Source organism: Kitasatospora sp. NPDC052896 (assembly GCF_044547075.1).
Classification (GTDB): domain Bacteria; phylum Actinomycetota; class Actinomycetes; order Streptomycetales; family Streptomycetaceae; genus Kitasatospora.
In genome coordinates, this window is record NZ_JBITZU010000030.1 from 25,005 (window position 1) to 43,871 (window position 18,867).

Annotated in this window: 13 protein-coding genes and 1 pseudogene; 2 read left to right on the top strand and 12 right to left on the bottom strand. The window is 72.5% G+C overall.

Annotated elements, in window-relative coordinates; genetic code table 11:
• Positions 1 to 79 precede the first annotated feature (79 nt).
• The 7 genes and pseudogenes from speB to ACIGXM_RS33470 all read right to left on the bottom strand — a co-directional run.
• Positions 80 to 1,015, bottom strand: a pseudogene (gene speB / locus ACIGXM_RS33440) (agmatinase); the annotation flags it as partial.
• Entirely contained in the window at positions 1,012 to 2,355 is a 1,344-nt protein-coding gene (locus ACIGXM_RS33445) for an ATP-grasp domain-containing protein (RefSeq protein ID WP_396567626.1), read from the bottom strand. The pseudogene speB and the gene ACIGXM_RS33445, both read right to left, overlap by 4 nt.
• A complete protein-coding gene (locus ACIGXM_RS33450) occupies positions 2,352 to 3,836 on the bottom strand; it encodes an asparagine synthase-related protein (protein WP_396567628.1) in 1,485 nt (494 codons plus the stop codon). Before ACIGXM_RS33450 ends, ACIGXM_RS33445 begins: the two co-directional genes overlap by 4 nt.
• Before the next feature lie 11 nt (positions 3,837 to 3,847).
• Positions 3,848 to 5,524 carry a thiamine pyrophosphate-binding protein gene (locus tag ACIGXM_RS33455; protein ID WP_396567630.1) on the bottom strand — a complete coding sequence of 559 codons (1,677 nt, stop codon included), beginning with the start codon at positions 5,522 to 5,524 and terminating at the stop codon, positions 3,848 to 3,850.
• Positions 5,525 to 6,141: 617 nt separating this feature from the next.
• The gene (gene argJ, locus ACIGXM_RS33460; protein WP_396567632.1) at positions 6,142 to 7,299 is read right to left on the bottom strand and encodes a bifunctional glutamate N-acetyltransferase/amino-acid acetyltransferase ArgJ; all 1,158 of its coding nucleotides are present in this window, start codon (positions 7,297 to 7,299) and stop codon (positions 6,142 to 6,144) included.
• Between the two features lie 241 nt (positions 7,300 to 7,540).
• Positions 7,541 to 7,963 carry a tautomerase family protein gene (locus tag ACIGXM_RS33465; RefSeq protein WP_396567634.1) on the bottom strand — a complete coding sequence of 141 codons (423 nt, stop codon included), beginning with the start codon at positions 7,961 to 7,963 and terminating at the stop codon, positions 7,541 to 7,543.
• A gap of 44 nt (positions 7,964 to 8,007) precedes the next feature.
• The gene (locus ACIGXM_RS33470) at positions 8,008 to 8,709 is read right to left on the bottom strand and encodes an SDR family oxidoreductase (protein WP_396567636.1); all 702 of its coding nucleotides are present in this window, start codon (positions 8,707 to 8,709) and stop codon (positions 8,008 to 8,010) included.
• A gap of 141 nt (positions 8,710 to 8,850) precedes the next feature.
• Between ACIGXM_RS33470 and ACIGXM_RS33475 the strand changes: the two genes are divergently transcribed.
• Entirely contained in the window at positions 8,851 to 9,459 is a 609-nt protein-coding gene (locus tag ACIGXM_RS33475) for a TetR/AcrR family transcriptional regulator (RefSeq protein ID WP_396567638.1), read from the top strand.
• A gap of 41 nt (positions 9,460 to 9,500) precedes the next feature.
• On the opposite strand, the gene ACIGXM_RS33480 is transcribed toward ACIGXM_RS33475, so the two are convergent.
• Together ACIGXM_RS33480 and ACIGXM_RS33485 are read right to left on the bottom strand one after the other, a co-directional pair.
• Positions 9,501 to 10,379 carry a ribonuclease BN gene (locus ACIGXM_RS33480; protein ID WP_396567640.1) on the bottom strand — a complete coding sequence of 293 codons (879 nt, stop codon included), beginning with the start codon at positions 10,377 to 10,379 and terminating at the stop codon, positions 9,501 to 9,503.
• Between the two features lie 96 nt (positions 10,380 to 10,475).
• Positions 10,476 to 11,033 (bottom strand): hypothetical protein, encoded by a 558-nt coding sequence (locus ACIGXM_RS33485; protein WP_396567642.1) that lies wholly within the window; start codon positions 11,031 to 11,033, stop codon positions 10,476 to 10,478.
• A gap of 468 nt (positions 11,034 to 11,501) precedes the next feature.
• On the opposite strand from ACIGXM_RS33485, the gene ACIGXM_RS33490 reads away from it, so the two are divergent.
• Positions 11,502 to 12,317, top strand: coding sequence for a 2OG-Fe(II) oxygenase family protein (locus ACIGXM_RS33490; RefSeq protein ID WP_396567643.1), 816 nt, complete (start codon positions 11,502 to 11,504; stop codon positions 12,315 to 12,317).
• A 17-nt stretch (positions 12,318 to 12,334) separates the two neighbouring features.
• On the opposite strand, the gene ACIGXM_RS33495 is transcribed toward ACIGXM_RS33490, so the two are convergent.
• The 3 genes from ACIGXM_RS33495 to lanM all read right to left on the bottom strand — a co-directional run bounded on the left by ACIGXM_RS33495 (position 12,335) and on the right by lanM (position 18,699).
• Positions 12,335 to 15,331 carry an ATP-binding protein gene (locus tag ACIGXM_RS33495; RefSeq protein WP_396567645.1) on the bottom strand — a complete coding sequence of 999 codons (2,997 nt, stop codon included), beginning with the start codon at positions 15,329 to 15,331 and terminating at the stop codon, positions 12,335 to 12,337.
• A 49-nt stretch (positions 15,332 to 15,380) separates the two neighbouring features.
• On the bottom strand, positions 15,381 to 15,593 hold the full coding sequence (locus ACIGXM_RS33500) for a hypothetical protein (protein WP_396567647.1): 213 nt from the start codon (positions 15,591 to 15,593) through the stop codon (positions 15,381 to 15,383).
• A gap of 61 nt (positions 15,594 to 15,654) precedes the next feature.
• Positions 15,655 to 18,699, bottom strand: a complete 3,045-nt coding sequence (lanM, locus tag ACIGXM_RS33505; RefSeq protein ID WP_396567649.1) for a type 2 lanthipeptide synthetase LanM — start codon at positions 18,697 to 18,699, stop codon at positions 15,655 to 15,657.
• Positions 18,700 to 18,867: the final 168 nt, after the last annotated feature.

Sequence of the window (18,867 nt, forward strand, 5' to 3'; positions counted from 1 at the left end):
GTTCCCTGGTGCGGGCGGTGGTGCGGGCAGCGGTGGTGGGGGCGGCCGGAACGCCCGGGCTCGCCGGGGTACGGCCGGTCGCACGGGCGTACTGGTAGAGCAGTTCGGCGCCGATCTCCGTGGCCAACAGGGCGGTGGTGCCGGAGCTGTCCCAGGGCGGGCACACCTCGACGATGTCGAAACCGACCGGGTTCAGGTCACCGACCACGGTCAGCAGGTCGAGCAGTTCGCGTGAGGTGAGTCCGCCGGGGGCGGGTGTCCCCGTGCCGGGGGCGAAGGCGGGATCGACCACGTCGATGTCGCAGGAGACGTAGAGCGGCCGGTCGCCCACGATGCTCCGGATCTCGCCGGCGAGGTCCGCGGGGTCGCGACGGGAGAACTCCGCGGTGGTCACGATCCGGACGCCGTGTCCGAGCGCGTAGTCGTGCGCGTCGGGGCTGGGGATGTGGCCGCGCATCCCGAGCTGGACCATGGCCGTGGGCTCGACCAGACCCTCCTCGATCGCCCAGCGGAACGGGGTGCCGTGGTGGTAGGCGCCGCCGTAGACCGGCGGGAAGGTGTCGCTGTGCGCGTCCAGGTGCAGGACGGCGACCGGGCCGTGGAGGCTGTGGACCGCGCGGAGCGCGGCCAGGCTGAGCGAGTGGTCGCCGCCGAGCATCAGGAAGGCGCGGTTGCTCCGGAGCAGGGCGGTGAGGCCCGCGGTGGCCGTGGCCATGGCCAGGTCCATGGAGAACGGGCTGAGGTCCAGGTCACCGGCGTCGACCACGTCGATGAGCTCGAAGACGTTGGGACCGCGCCCGATCCCGGTGCCGTGGATCAGCCCGGACTCGTGGCGGATGGCGCGGGGGGCGAACCGGGCACCGGGGCGGTAGCTGGTGCCCCCGTCGTAGGGTGCGCCGACGACCACGACATCGCGTCCGGTGGGCTCCGGCACGTGGCGCAGCCGCATGAAGGTGGCCGGTTGGGCGTAGCGCGGGGACTTGACGGTCGCCACCTGGGGATCGCTGTCGGTCATCGCTGCTGCCTCGATATGTCGGTGTGGAGGTCGTCGGGCCCGGCGTCCGCCGGGGCAACCGTGATGCGCACCCGGCCGGCCGCCCGGGTGGCGGTGTCCAGGGCGTCCTGGGGTGTGGCGGCGGTGGCGTACACGAGTCCGACGCGTCCGGAGTTGTCGATGCGGTGCCACAGGTGCTCGCCGGGGTGCGCGAAGAGGCTGACGCTCACCCCGGGAAGCTCTTCGGCTTCCGTGACGCCGTCCACGGCCTCCAGGACCGCGGGGCCGGGCGGCGGGTAGAGCATCACCACGGCCGCGCCGCCGCTCTGCCGGCCGCTGGGCAGCGGCGGCCGGGCGCCGACGGCGAGCAACTTCGCGTCCAGGTGCGGGTTGCTGCCGCACACGTCGCGCACCATGGTCGTCAGGCAGCCCGCGGGCAGGCGGGGGTTGACCTCGACGATCTTCGGGCCGTCGGCGGTGCACTTGACCTCGGTGTGGCAGGGGCCCTGGCGGTACCCGATGACGCGCAGGACCTCCGTCACGGCCGTCTCGACCTCGGCCCGGCTGACCGGGTCGAGCGTGGCGGGGAAGGTGTGGGCCGCCTCCAGGAAGGTGGGAGGCGGGCACAGGTACTTGGCGGTGACGCCGTAGACGTGGGTGACGCCGTCGACGGTCAGCGACTCGACGCTGACCTCGGGGGCGTCGATGTAGCGTTCCATCAGGACGTGGCCGGGGCGCGGCTGTCCGCGCAGGCTCTGCCGGATCGCGGCGACGCGGTCGTACGCGGCGGTCAGTTCGGCGGGGTGGTCGACGAGGACGACGCCGTAGCTGATGGCCTCGGCCGGCGGCTTCAGCACCAACGGGTAGCCGATCCGCGCGGCGGCCTCGGCCAACTCGCCGGGGTGGGTCACCAGGGCGTAGGGGACGTTGTAGGGAGAGTCGCCCAGCGCGGCACGCAGCGAGGGTTTGTGGTTGGCGGTGGCGATCGCGTTCGCACCGGGGCTGGGCAGGCCGAGCTTCTCGGCGACCTGGGCGGCGATCTCGGTGTGGTAGTCGGAGAAGGTGGTGATGCCGTCGACCAGGGGACGGCCGTGCTCGTCGGTGATCGCTTCGAGCACGGCGTCGGCGCTGTGGGTGTCCACGAAGGTCAGCTGGTCCACCTCGGTGAGCGGGTGATCCCGCCAGGCGGCCTCGTCAGCGGCGTACCACTCGCGGTCCCTGATCAGCAGGTGGACCCGGAGTCCGTGGCGGCGGGCCGCGGCGATCTCGTCGTAGAAGACGGCGTGGAGCATGCTCTCCACCAGGGCGAGGCGCTTGCCTCGGAAGCCCTCGTAGGCGGAGGGCTCTTGAACGGATGTCACCGGTGCTCCCCTGTTCCCGTGTCCTGATCCGTGTCGTCGGGGTGGGCGCCTTCCACGACCAGGCGCCGGTACAGTGCGGCCGCCTCGGCGGCTTTGGCCTGGTGGATCCGGTCCTCGGGGACTCCGGCGTCCCGCAGGGCACGGGACCAGGCACTGGTGGTGCCGGAGCCCTCGTGGATACCGAGCTTGCGGCGGCCGAGCGTCCGCTCGGGCAGGGTGCCGGCCATGGCCCGGCGCAGCACCCACTTGTCCGTGCCGTCGCGGCGCTTGACTCCGGGCTCGAGCGACACCAGCAGGTCCAGGACCTCGCGGTCCCAGTAGGGGTGCGTGGTCCAGTGGCCGGCGACGCCGGACAGGGCCGGAGCCAGTTCGTTCAGGCCGTCGAAGGTGGCCATGTCCGCCGCCAGGACCTGGTCCAGGGTCTCCAGTGCCGCGGTGTCCCGGTGCATGCCACCGAGCGGGATGTCGGCGCCGTAGCCGGTCAGGATGCGTCGGGGCGCACCGGGAAGCCTGCGGTAGAGGCTCACCAGCGGCAACAGGTACTCGAGGACGTCCGGATCGGTGATCTCCGCCGCCCACACGGTCCAGGCGAGGTCCCGCAACAGGGAGGCCGAGTCGACGGTGATCTCCTCGTGCTCGGTGCCCAGGTGGTCCACGACCAGGCGGGCGGCCTCGAACTCGTCGCGCAGGTCGGTGCCCAGAGTGATCGTGCGGGCGGTGCCGCAGTGGGCGACCGCCAGGGCGGTGACGGCGGAGGAGTCGATGCCGCCCGACAGCACCACGGTGGGCGGCGTGCCGTCGCCCAGCCGAGCGCGGACGGCGCGGTCGAGCTGCTCGCGGACGGCGGCGACCGCCGCGTGCGGCGGCAGGATCCGCCGGGACACCGGTGGCGTCCAGGTCGCCAGCGGGACCGGTCGCGGGTCGGGGTCGGCCAGGTCGACGATCAGGGCGCTGCCGGCGGGGACCCTGCGGGCCGGGGTGTCGGTCCCCGCCAGCGCCTTGGCCTCGGTGGCGGCCCGGACGAACGGGCGTCCGCCCGGGTGACGGACCACGGCGAGATGCAGGGGCAGGCTCGCCGCGTGGTCGGTGGCGGCCACCAGGCGGTCGCCGTCGGTCAGCAGCAGCGCGTAGCGCCCGTTGAGCAGCCGCAGCGCGGCGCCGCCGTAGCGTTCCCACAGTCGGAGCAGCAGGTGGGAGTCCGGCACGGTGACCAGGGCGGGGTCGCCCAGGGCCAGTGCCAGCTCCTCGCGGTTGTACAGCTCTCCGGCCAGGAGCAGCCGCCGGCCGTCCTGGCCGGACAGGGCCGGATCCCGCGGCGTACCGGTGACGGCGGTGCCGGTCCATGACAGGCCGTGGCCGGCGTGGTCGACGGTGGCGCTGCCGCCCCGGACGGCGAGGCGGCGGGCAGGCTCGGCCGACAGGCGGTGGTCGTCCGCTCCCACCGAGACGGCGAACCCGAGTACGGCTGGCAGTGGAGTCACGGCGGGACCGCTCATACGTTCAGCGCGCCGAACGACCCGGCGTGCAGGTCGTAGGAGATGGGCACCTCGATCAGGTAGGGGCGATCGAGTTCGACGCCCTTGCGCAGCTCGGCCTGGAGACCGGCGCGGTCCTGGACGCGCACGCCGGCGGCGCCGTTGGCCTGGGCGAGCTGCACGAAGTCGACGCTCTCGAAGGCGACGGCCGGCTTGTGGCCGCGTCGGTGGCCGATGTGCTGGTACAGCTCGATCAACCCGTTGCGGTTGTTGTTCACCACGACGATGACGATGCCCAGTCCCAGCCGGACGGCGGTCTCCAGGTCGGCGCTGCTGGAGTGGAAGCCGCCGTCACCGGCGATCAGCAGCACGGGCTCGTCGGGACGGGCGATCTTGGCGGCCATGGCCGCCGGCAGCCCGTAGCCGAAGCTGGAACAACCGGCGGAGGTCAGGAAGCCGTAGGGGCGCTCGGAGTCCGCGAACAGGGCGCCGTAGTGGCGGAAGAAGCCGATGTCGCTGACGAAGGTGCCGACGCCGTTGAGGGCGCTGTTCATGCAGTCCACCACCTGGTGGGCCCGCATCCCGTCGGGGTGGTCGGTCGGGTCGTCCAGCAGGCGGCGCACGACCTGCCGCAGGGCGCTGATGTCGTGCGGCAGGGAGGGCCGCTGCTCGCGGGTCAGCGCGTCGAACTCCTTGACGAAGGCGGCGACGTCCGCGACGACATCGAGATCGGGTGAGAAGACGCGCGGAACCGGGTTGGGCACGGCGGCCACCCGCACCACGCGCTTGTCGGCGCCCCTGCTCCACATCGACGGGCGCAGGTCCTCGGCGTAGTCGTAGCCGAGGGCCACGATCAGGTCCACGGGTGCGAACAGGTCGTCCAGGGCGCGGTGCTGGAGGATGCCGTCCATGTACCCGGTCACCGCGCCGTAGTTGAGCGGGTGCCGGCTGGGCAGCACGCCCTTGGCCGTGTAGGTGGTGATGACCGGGATCCGCAGGCGCTCGACGAGGTCGCGGATGCCCTCGACGGCGCCCGCGCGTATCGCCGCGGTGCCCACGACGAGCACCGGGTGCTCGGCCCGGGCGAGCAGCTCGGCCGCTGCCGCGGCCTGTTCCCGCCAGCCGGGGTGCACGCCCATGACGCGTCCGGCCGGCAGCAGGGGCGCGGGCTCCCGCTCGACGGCGGCGCCGAGCAGGTCGACGGGGAGGCTGATGAAGCTGGGGCCGGCCGGTTCGACCAGGCCGGCCGTGACGGCTCTGTCGACGAGGTCGGCGATGTCGCCGGGGCGCTCCAGCTGGGCCGCGAACTTGGTGAGCGGCCGCATCAACGCGACGCTGTCCAGGCACTGATGGGTCTCGTTGGGGAAGCAGTCGTAGGACTCGGACTGCGCGCACAGGGCGATGACCGGGCTCCGGTCCAGGGCGGAGGTGGCCACACCGGTGGACAGGTTCGTCATGCCCGGACCGAGCGTGGCGAAGCACGCCTGCGGTCTCCCGGTCAGGCGGGCCAGCACGTCCGCCATGACGCCGGCGGTGAACTCGTGGCGGGTGAGCACGAACTCGATGCCGTCGACCTCGTCGAACAGGATAGCCGAGGCCTCGCGGCCGACCACCCCGAAGACGTGACGCACGCCGTGGCCGTGGAGGCGTTCGAGGAGCACGGATGCGGCGGTTCGGGTCAGGTCTGAGGCCATCGTTCCATCTCCTTGAGCAGGACGGTGGGCACGCCGAGGGCGTGCCGATCGCGGAGGGATGTGGAACAGCCCCGGCGGGCCGCGCGGAGAACGTGGTGCCGGGGCTGGGCGGAGTGCTGTGCGGAAAGAGACTCGCGGTGCGGAGCGTTGCGTCGACCGCCGAGGACGGCCCGCGAAGAGCTCCGGCTCTCCGGGAGCGGTACTCGAAACCCGCTCGCCACTGCGGAACACGGCGAGCCAGGACGATCGAAGGATCGGTCAACTCCCTTGACTTAAAGGAGTGTTGATTCCGTGTCCAGTCGGTTCAGGCCAGAAGCTATGTCACGTCGCGCCACCGCACAAGACTTCTCTCGCTGAGATCCGGCCGGGTGGGGGCCGCCAGGGACGCGCCACCCTCGAACACATGGCCGGAAACCGGTATTCGGAATGCCCGAATATTTGACGCGCGCATGACCCATCGGGGACGCATCCCTCTCACCGAATACTCAGGATTCCCGCTCATGCGAGCGCGCCGACGGCATGGACCCGCCGGCGCGCCTCGCACACCCACCTCGACGCCGGGCCGCACCAACGGCCGTGGTGATATTTCGGCCAAGATGCCGCACGGATTCAGGCAATTACGTGGTGTAGTCAGCGTTCAGCCGAACGTAGCCCTCGCTGAGGTCACAGCCGTAGACGGTGAAACTTCCCTCGGCGATGCCGAGTCCGATACTGATCACGACCTCGTCCCCGCCCAGATGCCGCCTGAGCGCGTCGAGCGCCCGGTCGTCGACGTCGCCGGGGTAGACCTGGACGTCCCCGAAGGAGATCCGCACCCGTTCCGGCACGATGTCCAGGTCGTCCCGGCACTTGCCGATCGCCATCGCCACCCGACCCCAGTTGGGGTCCGCGCCGTGAACGGCGGTCTTCACCAGGGGGGAGTTGACCACCGTCTTGCCCACGCGCTTGGCCTGGGCCGCGTCCCGCGCCTCCGACACGCGCACCTCGATGAGCTTGGCCGCCCCCTCGCCGTCCCGGGCGATCTCCCGCACCAGATGCAGCGCGGCACGCTCCAGCGCCTGCTCGAACTCGTGGACGTCGACGGGGCCGGCCAGTCCGTTGGCGAAGACCGCGGCAGTGTCGCTCGTGGAGGTGTCGGTGTCAATGCTCAGGGCGTTGAACGTCCGGTCCATCACCGAACGGAAGACCCCCTCGAGCCGGTCGGCCGGCAGATCGGCATCGGTGCAGAAGAACGTCAACAGCGTGGCCATGTCGGGCTCGAGCATGCCCACCCCCTTGGCGATGCCCGTGATCGTCGCGGCGCCACACGGCACGGTGATCGTCTTGGGACGGGTGTCCGTCGTCATGATCGCCCGAGCGGCGGCGTCGAAGTTCGCCTGCCCGAAAGGCCACTCCAACGTCCGTAGCCCTGCTCGCAGTTGTTCCATCGGGTAGCGGCGGCCGATCACTCCGGTCGACGCGATGAGCAGCTCGTCCTCGTCCACGCCCATCGTCCGGGCCACCGACCGGCGCACCTCGAGGGCGTCGGCCTCGCCCTGCTTGCCGGTGGCGACGTTGGCGTTCTTCGCCACGACGACGACGCCGCGGGCCCGGCCGTCCGCCGCGGCGGCCCGGCTGATCAGCACACTCGGCCCGGCGAAGCGGGACTGGGTGAACACCGCGGCGCACCGGGCGGGGGACTCGGAGACCAGGACGGTGAAGTCGTCGCCGTCCTCCCGCAGTCCGAAGTGTGCGGTCGTGGAACGGAATCCCTGAGGGAGGCGGTGGTCTGACATGCGGGGACCGACCTTTCCGGCAGCCGCGGCTGCGCAGGTGATGTGGTGTTCGGGAGTCTACAAAGCCAACCCTCCCCCACCGGACTCGACAGACCGTCAGTTCTCATTCACCGCAAGTGATTCCGAACAGGAGTTGACACCTCCTGAGGCCCGCCCCGGGCGGGTCGGACCACCGGCAGGGAGCAACTCCGAAGCCGGGGTCGCTCCCTGCGTTGCGGCGGTGTCCGTTCGCCGGCCGGGCTCAGTACGGGACGGGGCGGTTCTCCCGTGCCCACCGCTGTTCGGCTTCGCTCCGCGCCGGCGGCGGGGCGATGCCGTCCATCATCCAGAGGTCCTGGGCTGTCTCGTCGATGTGGAACTCGCAGTACAGGCCGCGCTCCGTCGTGTGGGGGGCGACCAGGGCGGCGAGGGCCTCGCGGGTCCGCCTGCGCGCGGCCGGGTCCGTGGCGTGCCGGGCGATGTGTTCGATCACGATCCGCACGGCGTTCTGCGCGGGCTCGCCGCCCACGTAGAACGAGGAGGCCTCGACCTCGTGGAAGAGGGCCATGACGTAGAACCTCGGCAGCCCGATGCGTGCGTAGAACTCCGTGATGTCGTCGGCGAGTTGCTTCTTCTGCACGGGAGAGTAGGCACCGGGAGGGTGATAGACGTGCCACAGGGGCATGGGGTCTCCTCGATGGGATTCGATGGGGCGTCAGGGACTGCGGTTCAACGGCCGATGGCGATGGTGAGGCCTTCCACCGGACCGGAGAGTGCGGACTTGATGGCGCGCGTGACGTCGTCGACGAGCACCTCGCTGTCTCCGCGTTCGATACCGTCCAGGACCGTGCGGGCGACGTCGGCGGCCGAGATCTTCGGCACGGGCATGGCCGCCACCATGTCGGTGTCCGCGAAGCCCAGGTGCACGCCGACGACCTGGGTCCGCTGCGCCGCGAGCTCGATGCGCAGTGAGTTCGTGAGGGACCACAGGGCGGCCTTCGAGGCACCGTAGGCGGCGCCTCCGGCTCCCCAGGACAGCAGTGAGTGCATGTCGACCAGGACGCCTCCGCCGCGGGCCGCCAGCACGGGTGCGAACGCCTGGGCGATCCGCAGCGGGCCGAAGACGTTGGTGTCGAACATGGCCCGGACCTGCTGGAGGTCCGCGCTGAGCAGCGGTGCCGGGTGGAGCACGCCCGCGTTGTTGAAGACGAGGTCGACGTCCCGGGCGTGCTCCGCCAGGGCGGCCACCGAGGTGTCGTCGGTGACGTCCAGCGCGAGCACCTCCACCCGCGCGTCCGTGCTCGGGTCGGGCCTGCGCGCCGTGGCGTAGACCTTCTTCGCACCTCGTTGCAGCAGTTCCTCGACGAATGCCCTGCCTATGCCGCGCCGGCCTCCGGTGACCAGTGCGACGGAGCCCTCGATCACGCTCATGCGCCTTCTCCTCGCTCGTGGGGCGATGGTCTCGAACGTTTAGATTACTATCATCATCTAAAAGGGATGCGAAAGTGGGAGCACCATGAGGACCGCACCGGCGCCGGGTGATGCCCGCCGGCCGGAGAAGGGAACGCCGACATGCCCCGAGTGTCACGAGCCGAGGCCCAACAGCACCGGCAGCAGGTGATCGACCACACGTCGCGGCTGATCCGCGAGAAGGGTGCGGAGCAGGTCAGCGTCCCCCTGGCCATGGCCGCCGCCGGGCTGACGCACGGCGGCTTCTACCGCCACTTCTCCTCCAAGGACGACCTGATCGCCCGGGCGCTCCTGGCCGCGTTCGCCGAACGCCGCCAGGCCCTGGACCGCCTCGTCGACGAACACCCGCCCACCGGCACGGACCCGGCCGACCGGTCCGCTCGCGCCGAGTTCCTGGCGCTCTACCTCTCGACGCTCCATCGCGACCATCCCGCCGACGGATGCGCCGCGGCAGGCCTGGTCGCCGACGCGGCCCGCGCCGAGCCCGGCGCCCCGATCCGCACCGCCTTCACCACCGGCCTGCGCGACCTCGTCGACGGCTTCCAGCAGCTCACCGCCTCCACGGACGACGACGCCGGAACCGACCGCCGCACCGCGCTCGCCGAACTGTCCACCCTCGTCGGCGCCGTCCTCCTCGCCCGCGCGAGCGACGACCCCGCCCTCTCCCACGAGATACTCGACGCCGCACGCCAACACCTCGACGAGGCGTAGCGCGCGCTCCTCACGCGGCCTCCCACCGCCCCCTCCCCCGGTTACGCCCGCTCCGGGCGGGACCGGCGGTGCGGCTCGGCGTGGTGCAACGCGTAGCCGGCGAGTGCACCGCCGTAGATCGTGAAGCCGACCCCGATCAGCCAGGACTGGACCACCAGGACCGTCCCCACCGTCCCGTAGGAGACCGCGTTGGAGACGAGCAGGGGCCCGAACACCCACCGGGAGAAGAACCGCAGCCCGGCCAACGCCGCCATGGTGGCGACCGCTCCCGGCAGCAGCTTGCGCCAGGCGATCCGCGCGGAGAGCAGCAGCCACTGCAGCCACCAGAAGAACAGCACGCCACCGATCAGGGTGGCGGCGATCCGCAGGGTGGGCTGGGCGACACTGTGCTGCCACGGCACCTTGCTCCAGGCGGCGCCGACGAGGTAGCCGGTCAGTACGGCGAGTCCGAGGGTCTGGCGCCAGACGGTGTGCCATGAGCCCGGTTCCAGGTGCCAGATCCGTTCGTAGGCGCCTTGCATCGCCGAGATCAGGGATGCGCCGAAGACGGCCAGCGCGGCCAGGCTGAACGCGGTGGTGGTGCTGAGGATCTGGCCGCGGGAGGCGAAGAGCTGGTTGATCGGCCGGCCGGCCCGACCGGCGATGCCCAGCCCGTCGCTGATCCAGGCCGTGATGCCACTGCCCTGGGTCGGCCAGGCGGCCGCGATCACGATGAGCAGCGGGACCAGGGTCACGAAGAAGAGCGCGGCGAAGGCCATCGAGCGCTGCATGAGCTCGAAGTCGCGCGCCTCCCGCCAGAGCGTCGCGGCCACGGCCCGCAGCCGCCGCCACCCCGCCGCCGGAGCGGCGACCAGCGTCGCGGCACCGCGCTCCACGCCCTGCCACGGTGGATGGCTCCGTCCGGCCATCATGTTCCCCATCACGTTCCCCTGGGGTCTGCGCGCCGCCCGGTCATGCCAGGCGGCGCCTTGGGCGCCTTGGCGGCGCCCCGGGTGCCGGGGGCGGCCCCGGCCTGGTCAGGTGGGGCCACCGCGCCGGGGCTCACCGTCGGTGAGCAGGTCGTCGAAGAGGGCGCGGTAGTGGACCATGGCCCCGCGCAGTTCCTCGGTGGTCGCCGTCCCGCCACCGGCCCTGGCCTTGACCGAGTGCGCCGCCCGGTAGTGCTCCAACGTGCGGCCGTGCTCGACCGAAAGGTCCCGCACCCGCTGCTCGTAACCCGCGGTCGGGTACCCGCGCTCTCCCATCAACCTGGTCACCAGCTCGTCGGCCTCGCGGACCGCCTGGGCCGGCCGGTCCACGAAGTGCTCCTGCACGCTGTTCCAGTCCCGCGCGTACCGCTGACGGGCGCTGGAGGGCAGCTCCCTGATGTCGAGGTCGTCGTGACGCCGCTCGCGGGCACGCAGATCACGTTCGGCCGCCCCGCGGCCGTCATCCTCCGCGACCGCGCGCTCGTACTCGGGGCCGAAACGCCGCTTCAAACGGCGACGACCGTTCATGACGGCCAGGCCGACCCCGATCAGGACCAGCACTACTACCACCGCCACGACGATGGCGATGATCACTCCTGTGGACATCGGGCCCTCCAAGGTTCGGTGGCCTGCGCTGTGTCGCAGATCTGCGCTTTTCCGATGTCCCGAGATGGAAACCCCCGTGTCACGGCCGCCGTCATCGGCAGGTCCTCGGGTTCGCGGCTGGAGATCAGGACCTTGGGGCCGCTCCGGCGGACCTGGCCGAACAACCGGTCCACCGGTGTGACGAGGGGCTTGCGGGCCGTAGTCGTTCGGATCGGGGCAGCACCGCCGGAGGCTCGCCGCCGACCTGCTGTCGTCGCGGCACGGCGCTGTGATCCGCGCTCCGCAAACTGTTCAGCTGATCGGCATCTTCGCCGAGTAGCCTCGGCCTGACGGCGAAGCCAGCCACGGCTGACCGGCCGCCGTCACACTGACGTTCCGTCGGTCTGCCGGGACCGGGCGCGAAGGCCCCCTCGAACTCGGCGACTGCCCTGCCCGCTCGGGTCCCCAGGTACGGAGGAGACAAGCACCATGATCACCGCTGCCACGCACGCCGCCGGCGACCTGCTGCGCGACGGCTACGCTCGGATCTCGCTCCGCGACGGCGGAGAGGACCTGTTGCACCGGGTCCTCGGCGAGAGCCGGCTGTTCTTCGCCCGGCCGGTCGACGAGAAGGAACGCTACGCCGCCGCCGACTTCAACTTCGGCTACCGGCCGCTCGGACGGGAGTTCTCGGTCAGCGCGGAGCGTCCCGACCTCAACGACTGCTTCACGCTCTGGCACGACCGCCTCGACCTGGTCCCGAACTCCGCCGAGATACCGGAGCTGACCGGAGCTCTGCTGGCCTGGCGGGAGTACCTGTCCACGATCGTCGCGGAGACCGTCGGCGAGGTGGCCGCACAGCTCGGCGGCCACAAGGCACCGCCCTTCGAGGCGGCTTCCTACCTGCAACTGAACAACTACGCGACGGCGGACTCCGATCGCGACCTGCTGCAGGACAAGCACGAGGACGGCCACCTGATCACCGTGATCCACGCCACCGAGCCCGGCCTGGAACTGTGGCTGGACGGCGAAGCCCGCCCGGTGCGAACCGCGGCCGACGAGGTGATCCTGATGCCGGGTTCGGTCCTCACCGACCTGAGCGGCGGAAGGATTCCGGCGCTCTACCACCAGGTGCGCAACCTGCGCCTGGCGAACCGCACCGCGCTGATGTACTTCGTCAACCCGGAACTCACCGAGCCGGTCCACTCCTGGGCCACCGAACCGGGCACGACTCCGGTGGACCTGCGCGAGAGGATCCGCAGCTATCCCGCCATGTTCGGACTCCCGAACGTCCCCGCGCTCTGACCGCCCGGCCTGTGTGGTCAGCCGACCGGACTGTCGGAATCGGTCGTCCGGTGGCGGTCCGCGGCTTCGGCCGCGTAGTCGGACAAGGCGGTCCGGTGTGGCTGGCCGGTCTTGGCGAGGATGCTGGCGACGTGCTTCTCCACGGTGCGTGGGGAGATGTGCAGGCGCCTGGCGATGTCCTGGTTGCCGTAGCGGTGTGCGACCAGTTGGAAGACCTCGTACTCGCGACCGGTCAAGCCCTGTCGGCGCAGTTCGGCGGGCACGGCCGCGGAGCCGGCCCGACGTTGGGGCACGCTGGCGCCGGCCCGGCGGATCAGCTTGCGGCAGGCGCCGGCAACGGCGGGCACCTCCGCGGCGTGGAAGTGGTTCTCCGCCGTACGCAGCCAGCTGACCGGGTCGCCCCAGCCGTCCTCCAGCGCGGCCCCGGCCACCAGGCGCAGGCCGAGGTGGCGGGCCATCAGGAACGGCCGGGCGGCCTCCTGTGCCTGCTCGAAAGCCCGCAGCGCCGCGTCCGGTCGTCCGGCGCGGCCCTCATGGACGGCATGCGCGAGCCGCTCGAACTGCCGGTTCCAGCGCAGGCCGGCGGCGTGCTCGGCGGTGATCGACGCGAGCTCCTCCGGGCCGGAGAGGCCCGCCAGGGCACGCAGCAGCGGGCGCAGCCCGTACCGGCCGTTGAGGTAGAAGACGGTGGGGTTCTGCTCCTCCCACCGCCATGCGTTGTCCAGCTCGACGAGTGCCCGGTCGTGGTTCTCCTCCAGCAGGGCGCAGATGGCCTGACAGTTCCCGTGGACCAGCGGCGGGTGCAACGACTCGTCGCCGTCCCACCGGCGGAACTCGGCCAGTTCCTGCTCCATCTCGCGGCGCCGGCCCTGGTGTGCGGCCAGCGCGGCCCGGGTGACCAGCACGAACTGGTGGGTCTCCACACTGCCCAGGCGGGCGGTCGCCTCCCGGCAGCGCTCGGTGAGGTCGTGGGCCTGCTGGTACTCGCCGCGCTGGACGGCCTGGGCCGCCATGGCCGCCTCGGTGGCGTGCATCAGCCCGAGCGAGCCCAGGTCGAGGGCAGCGCGGTGGGCGCGCTCGATCCCGGCGGAGGATCCGCTGCGTATGAACTCGTTGCCGCCGAGCCGTATCAGTGCGTCGACCCGCCAGGTCGGCAGCCTGTGCCGGGAGGCCAGTGCCCGGATCCGCTCCAGACAGGCGTCGGCCCGGTCGAACCCGTGACGGCGCTCCAGCAGAGCGAGCAGTTGCCAAGCCTGGCAGGCGACTTCGGGCAGCCCGGCCTGTTCGGCTCGCTCGGCGGCGTACCGAGCCAGTCGCTCGGCCTCCGCACGGCGGTCCCCCTGGACGGCGCCGTGACCACCGAGGATGAGGTGCGCCTCGACGATGTCGACGGCCGGGGTGTGCGCGGAACCGTCGAAGCGGCCGAGCAGCCCACGGACCAGCGCGGCCTGGGCCGCCGCCTCGGCCAGCCGGCCGGCGAACACGGCGGCCCACGCGAGCCGGGTGTGCAGCGCGGCTGATCGCGCGTCGTCCAGCGCGCCGGGACTGCTGATCGGGAGGCTGCCGCCGAGCGCGAGCGCCCGGTCGAGTCGGCCGCTCTCCGCCAGGGCGTGGACCAGGCTCTCCAGGACGGCCGTGCGTTCCGCCGCGTGGGACGGATCGGCCGGGTCGCACACGGCGGTCAGCTCGTGGGCGCGTTCGAGCAGCGCGACAGCCGAGCCGAGCGCGCCGCTGCCCAGTGCGGTCCGGCCGGCCTCGGCGAACAGCAGGGCCGCGGCCATCGGTTGCCCGGCGGCGAGGCGGAGCAACGCGACCTGCTGGCGCCAGTCACCGGGCAGTCCGGGATACGCCTGCTCCACCGCGTCCGCCGCCCTCCGGGCCAAGTCGGCCCGCTCGACCGGGAGCAGCCCGGCGAGCAGCGCCTCGATGGTCAGGGCGTGCCGGAACTCGTACTGGTCGGCCATCGGGCCGCTCGGGGAGACGAGTTGCGCTTCGACGCCCGCCCGCAGGTGGACCAGCAGGCTCCGGTCGTCCAGGCCGGTGACCAGCTTGACCACGGGCAGGGCGAACCGGCGCCCCTGCACCGCGGCGGCGTACAGGAGTTCGCGACCGCCCGGGCCGAGCCGGTCGACCCGCTGGGCGACGCTGTGCACGACCGTGAGCGGGATGTCGATGTCGAGGTCGTCGCTCACCTGCCACTCTCCGTCGGCCCGGTGGCACAACGCCCCCGAGTCGGCCATCCCGCTGAGCAGTTCCTCGATGACGAACGGATTGCCGTCGGAGTCCCGGGCCAGCTTCTCGATCAACGGTTCCGGGAGTCGCCCGCTCTCGGCCGCCAGGCAGCGCTCGGTCAGTTCGCGGACCGCGGAGCGGTCCAGCGGCCGCAGTTCGGCCAGGGTCGCCGAGCGGCGCCGGCCCACCGAGCGGACCAGCTCGGCGGCCGGGCCGGCCTCCGGGCGCAGGGTGGCCAGCAGCAGGACCGGTAACCCCCCGACGTTGTCGACCAGGTACTCGATGACCGAGAGCGTCTCGGCGTCCGCGTCGTGCAGGTCCTCGACGACCAGGAGACACCCGGCCGCCCGATGGTCCGCCGGATCGTGGGCCACCGAGGCGAGCAGCCGGATGAACGCCTCGGCGATCTCGAGGATCGACGGCGAGGCGCCGGGCGGCGCGGCGTCCCGCCACTCGGGCACCAGACCGGCCAGCGCCGACCGGTAGGGGGCGAGTGAGGGTTCCTTCGGCGGCCCACCGGCCCGGAAGAGCGAGAACAGCGACTCGGCGATCGGCCGGAACGGCACGGGCGCCCCGGTGGCACTGCTGCGACCGCGGAGCACCGCCATGCCGGCGGCACCGGCCCGGTGGGCGCACTCCTCGGCAAGTCGGGACTTGCCGAGTCCGGCCTCCCCGAGCAGGAAGACCGCACGGCCCTCGCCGCGCCGTGCGCAAGCGAGGGCCGCGTCGAGCAGGCTCTGCTCGTGGTCGCGTCCGACCACCACTGGTGAGGAGAGAATCACGCCCGGAGGCTACCGGAGCAGAGTGACAACGTCCGTCCCCGGGCGGGGATCAGCCGATGGTGACACCGGTCGGAGTGGTACCGAGGAGGTCGCCGACGACGACCGCTCCCACCGCCAGCCCGCCGAGGGCGACGATCAGTGCGGCATGGCGGTCGACCCGCCGGCCGGAGCCGGCCCTGACCTCGCCGGCCGGATGTGGTACCGGCGAGTCCGCGCGGGCATCCGGGTCCTTCCACAGTCTGACGAGTTCTTCGCCGTCCATCTTCCTTCTCCTGTCGGGGTGTTGGTGAGGAACTGGTCGATGTGGCAACTGTGCCGTCACATCAACCGGTCAGTGGTCGCAGCAGCAGGACCGAGGGGGTGCGGGCCGGGAAGGCCACCCGCAGCAACTGGTAGCCGATGCCGGCGAGTCCGGTGAGCAGGCCTGGGGTGCTGACGCCGCCCGGGGTGCCGCAACGCGGCCCGTGACGGTCGAGCTCGGCCAGCAAGTGGCCGGCCCGCCCGGCCCGGTGGTCCGTTCCTGCTGCTGTCAGCGACAGTTCGACCGCCGCCGCCTCGCCGTGCCGCAGGCTGTGGTCGGGGAGCGCCCCGCCTCCGGCGAGCAGGTGGAGTGCGTGTGCCGGGAACCCGTCGCAGCTCGGGCCGGCCGGGCTTCCGCCGTCGGCCAGGGCCAGTGCGGTGCCCAGCAGTCCGCCGTGCCGGCCGACCGCCGTGGCGGACCCGTCGACCAGACACGCCTGGAGCTGGCGCATGCCGAGCTCTTCGTAGTGCGGGTCGCCGCCGGCCGCGGCGAACCGCCGCAGCGCCCAGCCGTACCCGGCCGGCCCGGTGACGAGTCCGCCGGGTACGGCCGCGCCGACCGGCCGTGCGGCCAGCCGCTCGGCGCAGCCGGCGGCGGTCGTCCATGCCTGCGCGAGCCCGGTGGCCCGGTGCACGGCGAGCATCGCCACCAGGCAGTCCACGTCCCCGGTGAGCAGGTCCCCATCGGCCTGGTCGGCCGCGGTCGCGGTGAGGCGCACCGCGTGCTCGGCCCAGCCGGCCAGTTCCGCGTCGTCCAGCAGCCGGGCCAGGTGCGTCAGCGCGTACGCGACGCCACCGAGTCCGTCGAAGCCGCCGTGGCCGACGGTGACCAGGTGCTCCGGCCGGTCGGTGAGAAGCGACAGCAGGCCGGGCAGCGGTCGGACCGCCCGGTGCGCCACCTCGGCGTAGCGTTCGGTCCCGGTCAGCTCGGCGAGCCGGGCGAGGAACAGGGCGATGCCGCAGTAGCCGTCACCGAGGCCGGGCCCCAGCGACGTGATCGCCCAGTGCCCGTTCTCGTTCTCGTTCTCGACCAGGCCGAGCCAGTTGACGCGGCGGCCGTCGTCGTGGGCGGCCGCCAGGATCCGGTCGGCCAGCCCGGTCGCCGCGGCCAGCAGCCGTTGCGGGTCCGGTGGGACCGCGGTCACCGGGGAGCAGCCGGCCTCGCGGCCGGCACCCGTCCCGCGCCGGAGGGCGAGGGAGGCCCTGACGATCCATTCCTGGTGCTGCCGGTCGGGTCCGCCCATCGCGGCCAGCCTGCGTCGGGCCCGGTCGAGACCACTCTCCCGCAGCGGCGGGGCCAGGGTCTCGCCGAGCGACCGCGCCGCCGCCGTGCTCTCGAACAGCGGGACGTCGCCGGACCAGAGCTGCGCCACCTCGCGGACGACCAGTGGCCACCGGACCGGGTCGTGCGCGGACTCCCGCCACAGCACGTCGAACAGCCGGTCGCGGTCGAGCGCGTCGCGCAGCAGGTCGGGGTGGGTCGACTCGTCCAGCAGCGCGACGTACCGAGCGGTGGGCCGCACCACCACCCGGGTCCCGTCGCCGGCGAGCCGGGCCAGCAGGCCGTCCGGGCCGGCGAGTTCGCGGCGGTGCGCGACGATCGCGTCGTAGCCGGCGCGGAACCCGGCCAGCAGGGCCTCCGCGTGATCGTCCGGCTCGGCGTCGGTGCCGTCGAGCCGGGGACGGTTGGTGGCCCCCGTGAACACCTGTGTGCCACGGACCAGCCGCATCCGGTCGGTCGCGGGAGCCGCCCACTGCGCCACCTCGGAGGGCAACACGGCGTCCTTGTCCCCCCCGAGGCCCGAGAGGTCCACCGCGCCGTGCTCACCGACCGTCAGGAACGGCAGCAGGGCCACCCGGTGCACGGAGGAGTCGAGCGCGCGCAGCGCGGGGTCGCTGTCGAGCAGGACGGACGGCGCGAGGGACGGGTGACACAGCGTCTCCAGGTCGACCAGCACGGGCTGATCGGCGACGGCTATCAGGTTCTCGCAGTGGATGTCGGTACCGCCCAGCAGGTGCAGCAGGGCGAGCAGCGCGCCCAGCCGCTGGTAGAAGCGCTCCACCTGCGCCGCGTCGGCACACGGCGTCCACTTGGCGAACTCCACCCAGCCGTACCCGGGCCGCGCCAGCACCTTCGGCGTCGCCAGGTCCAGGCCCGGCAGCCGGGAGTTCAGCCAGTGGACCACCTCGTTGAAGTGTCGGTGGACGGCCAGTGGCCTCGGCTTGTAGGCGAGCCGGGCGCCCGACTCGAAGCGCAGCAGGGCGACCGCGCGCCCGCCCTGATGGCGGTCACCGGCGTCCTGGCGGATCTCGACCAGGCCGCCGGGGTCCGAGCCGCCCAGCAGCTCGCCGACGATCGTGCTCCGGTCGGCGTGGAACCGGGTGAGCAACTCGGCCCACGCCTCGACCGCGTGCTCGCACGCCTGCGCCAGCAGCCGGGCCAGCACGGCGTACTCGGTCAGCAGCGCGGTGAGCGCCGGTCGGCCGGCGGCGTGCCGGACGTAGTCGGCGAACCGCTGCCCGGGGGTCTCGCCGTGCAGCCGCCCGGTGACTCGCCGGACGTTGAGTTCGAGCACCAGCGTGCGCTGGGCCAGCCGGACCAGGGTGGCGCCGAGCTGCTCGGTGAAGCACGTCCGCAGCGCGCCGAGGCCGCCGACCGACTCGGCCAGCCGCGCGGCGGCGAGCTCGGTGAACGGCTCGAGGATCACGGCGAAGCCCTCGTCCCAACTCGTCGTCCGCGCAGTGCCCGTGACGGGTGCGGCGGCGAGTGCTCCGCGGACGGTGGCGACCCACGCGGGCTCGGGTACCCGTGCCGCCAGCGCGGCGGGACCCTCGCCGAGCAGGGCCCGCAGCCCGTCCTCGTCCAGGCCCACCTCGGCCAGGCGCGCCGCGAACAGGCCCTCGGCCTCGTCGGCGAAGTCCGCGCGCCAGTGCCGCAGTCGACGTACCGTCAACTCGCCCGCCGCGTCGCGGGTCGGGGCGGGGTGCAGCCGATCCGCCAGGGTCAGGCCCCTGACCCACCAGAGTCCTGGTGGGTCATCGTGGTCGGTGCGCTCCCCGGGGTTCATGGCGAAGATGATGCCATCGCCACGCCGGGTGGAATATGGGGGCGGATCCCCCATATTCCGCGAGCGCGGGTTCGCCCGCCCGGACGCGGGCGCTCCCGTACGGTGGTTCGGTGCCGGCCGGCGCACGGTTCGAAAGGGGTTGATCCCCCCGGATCAACCGGCCCCTCG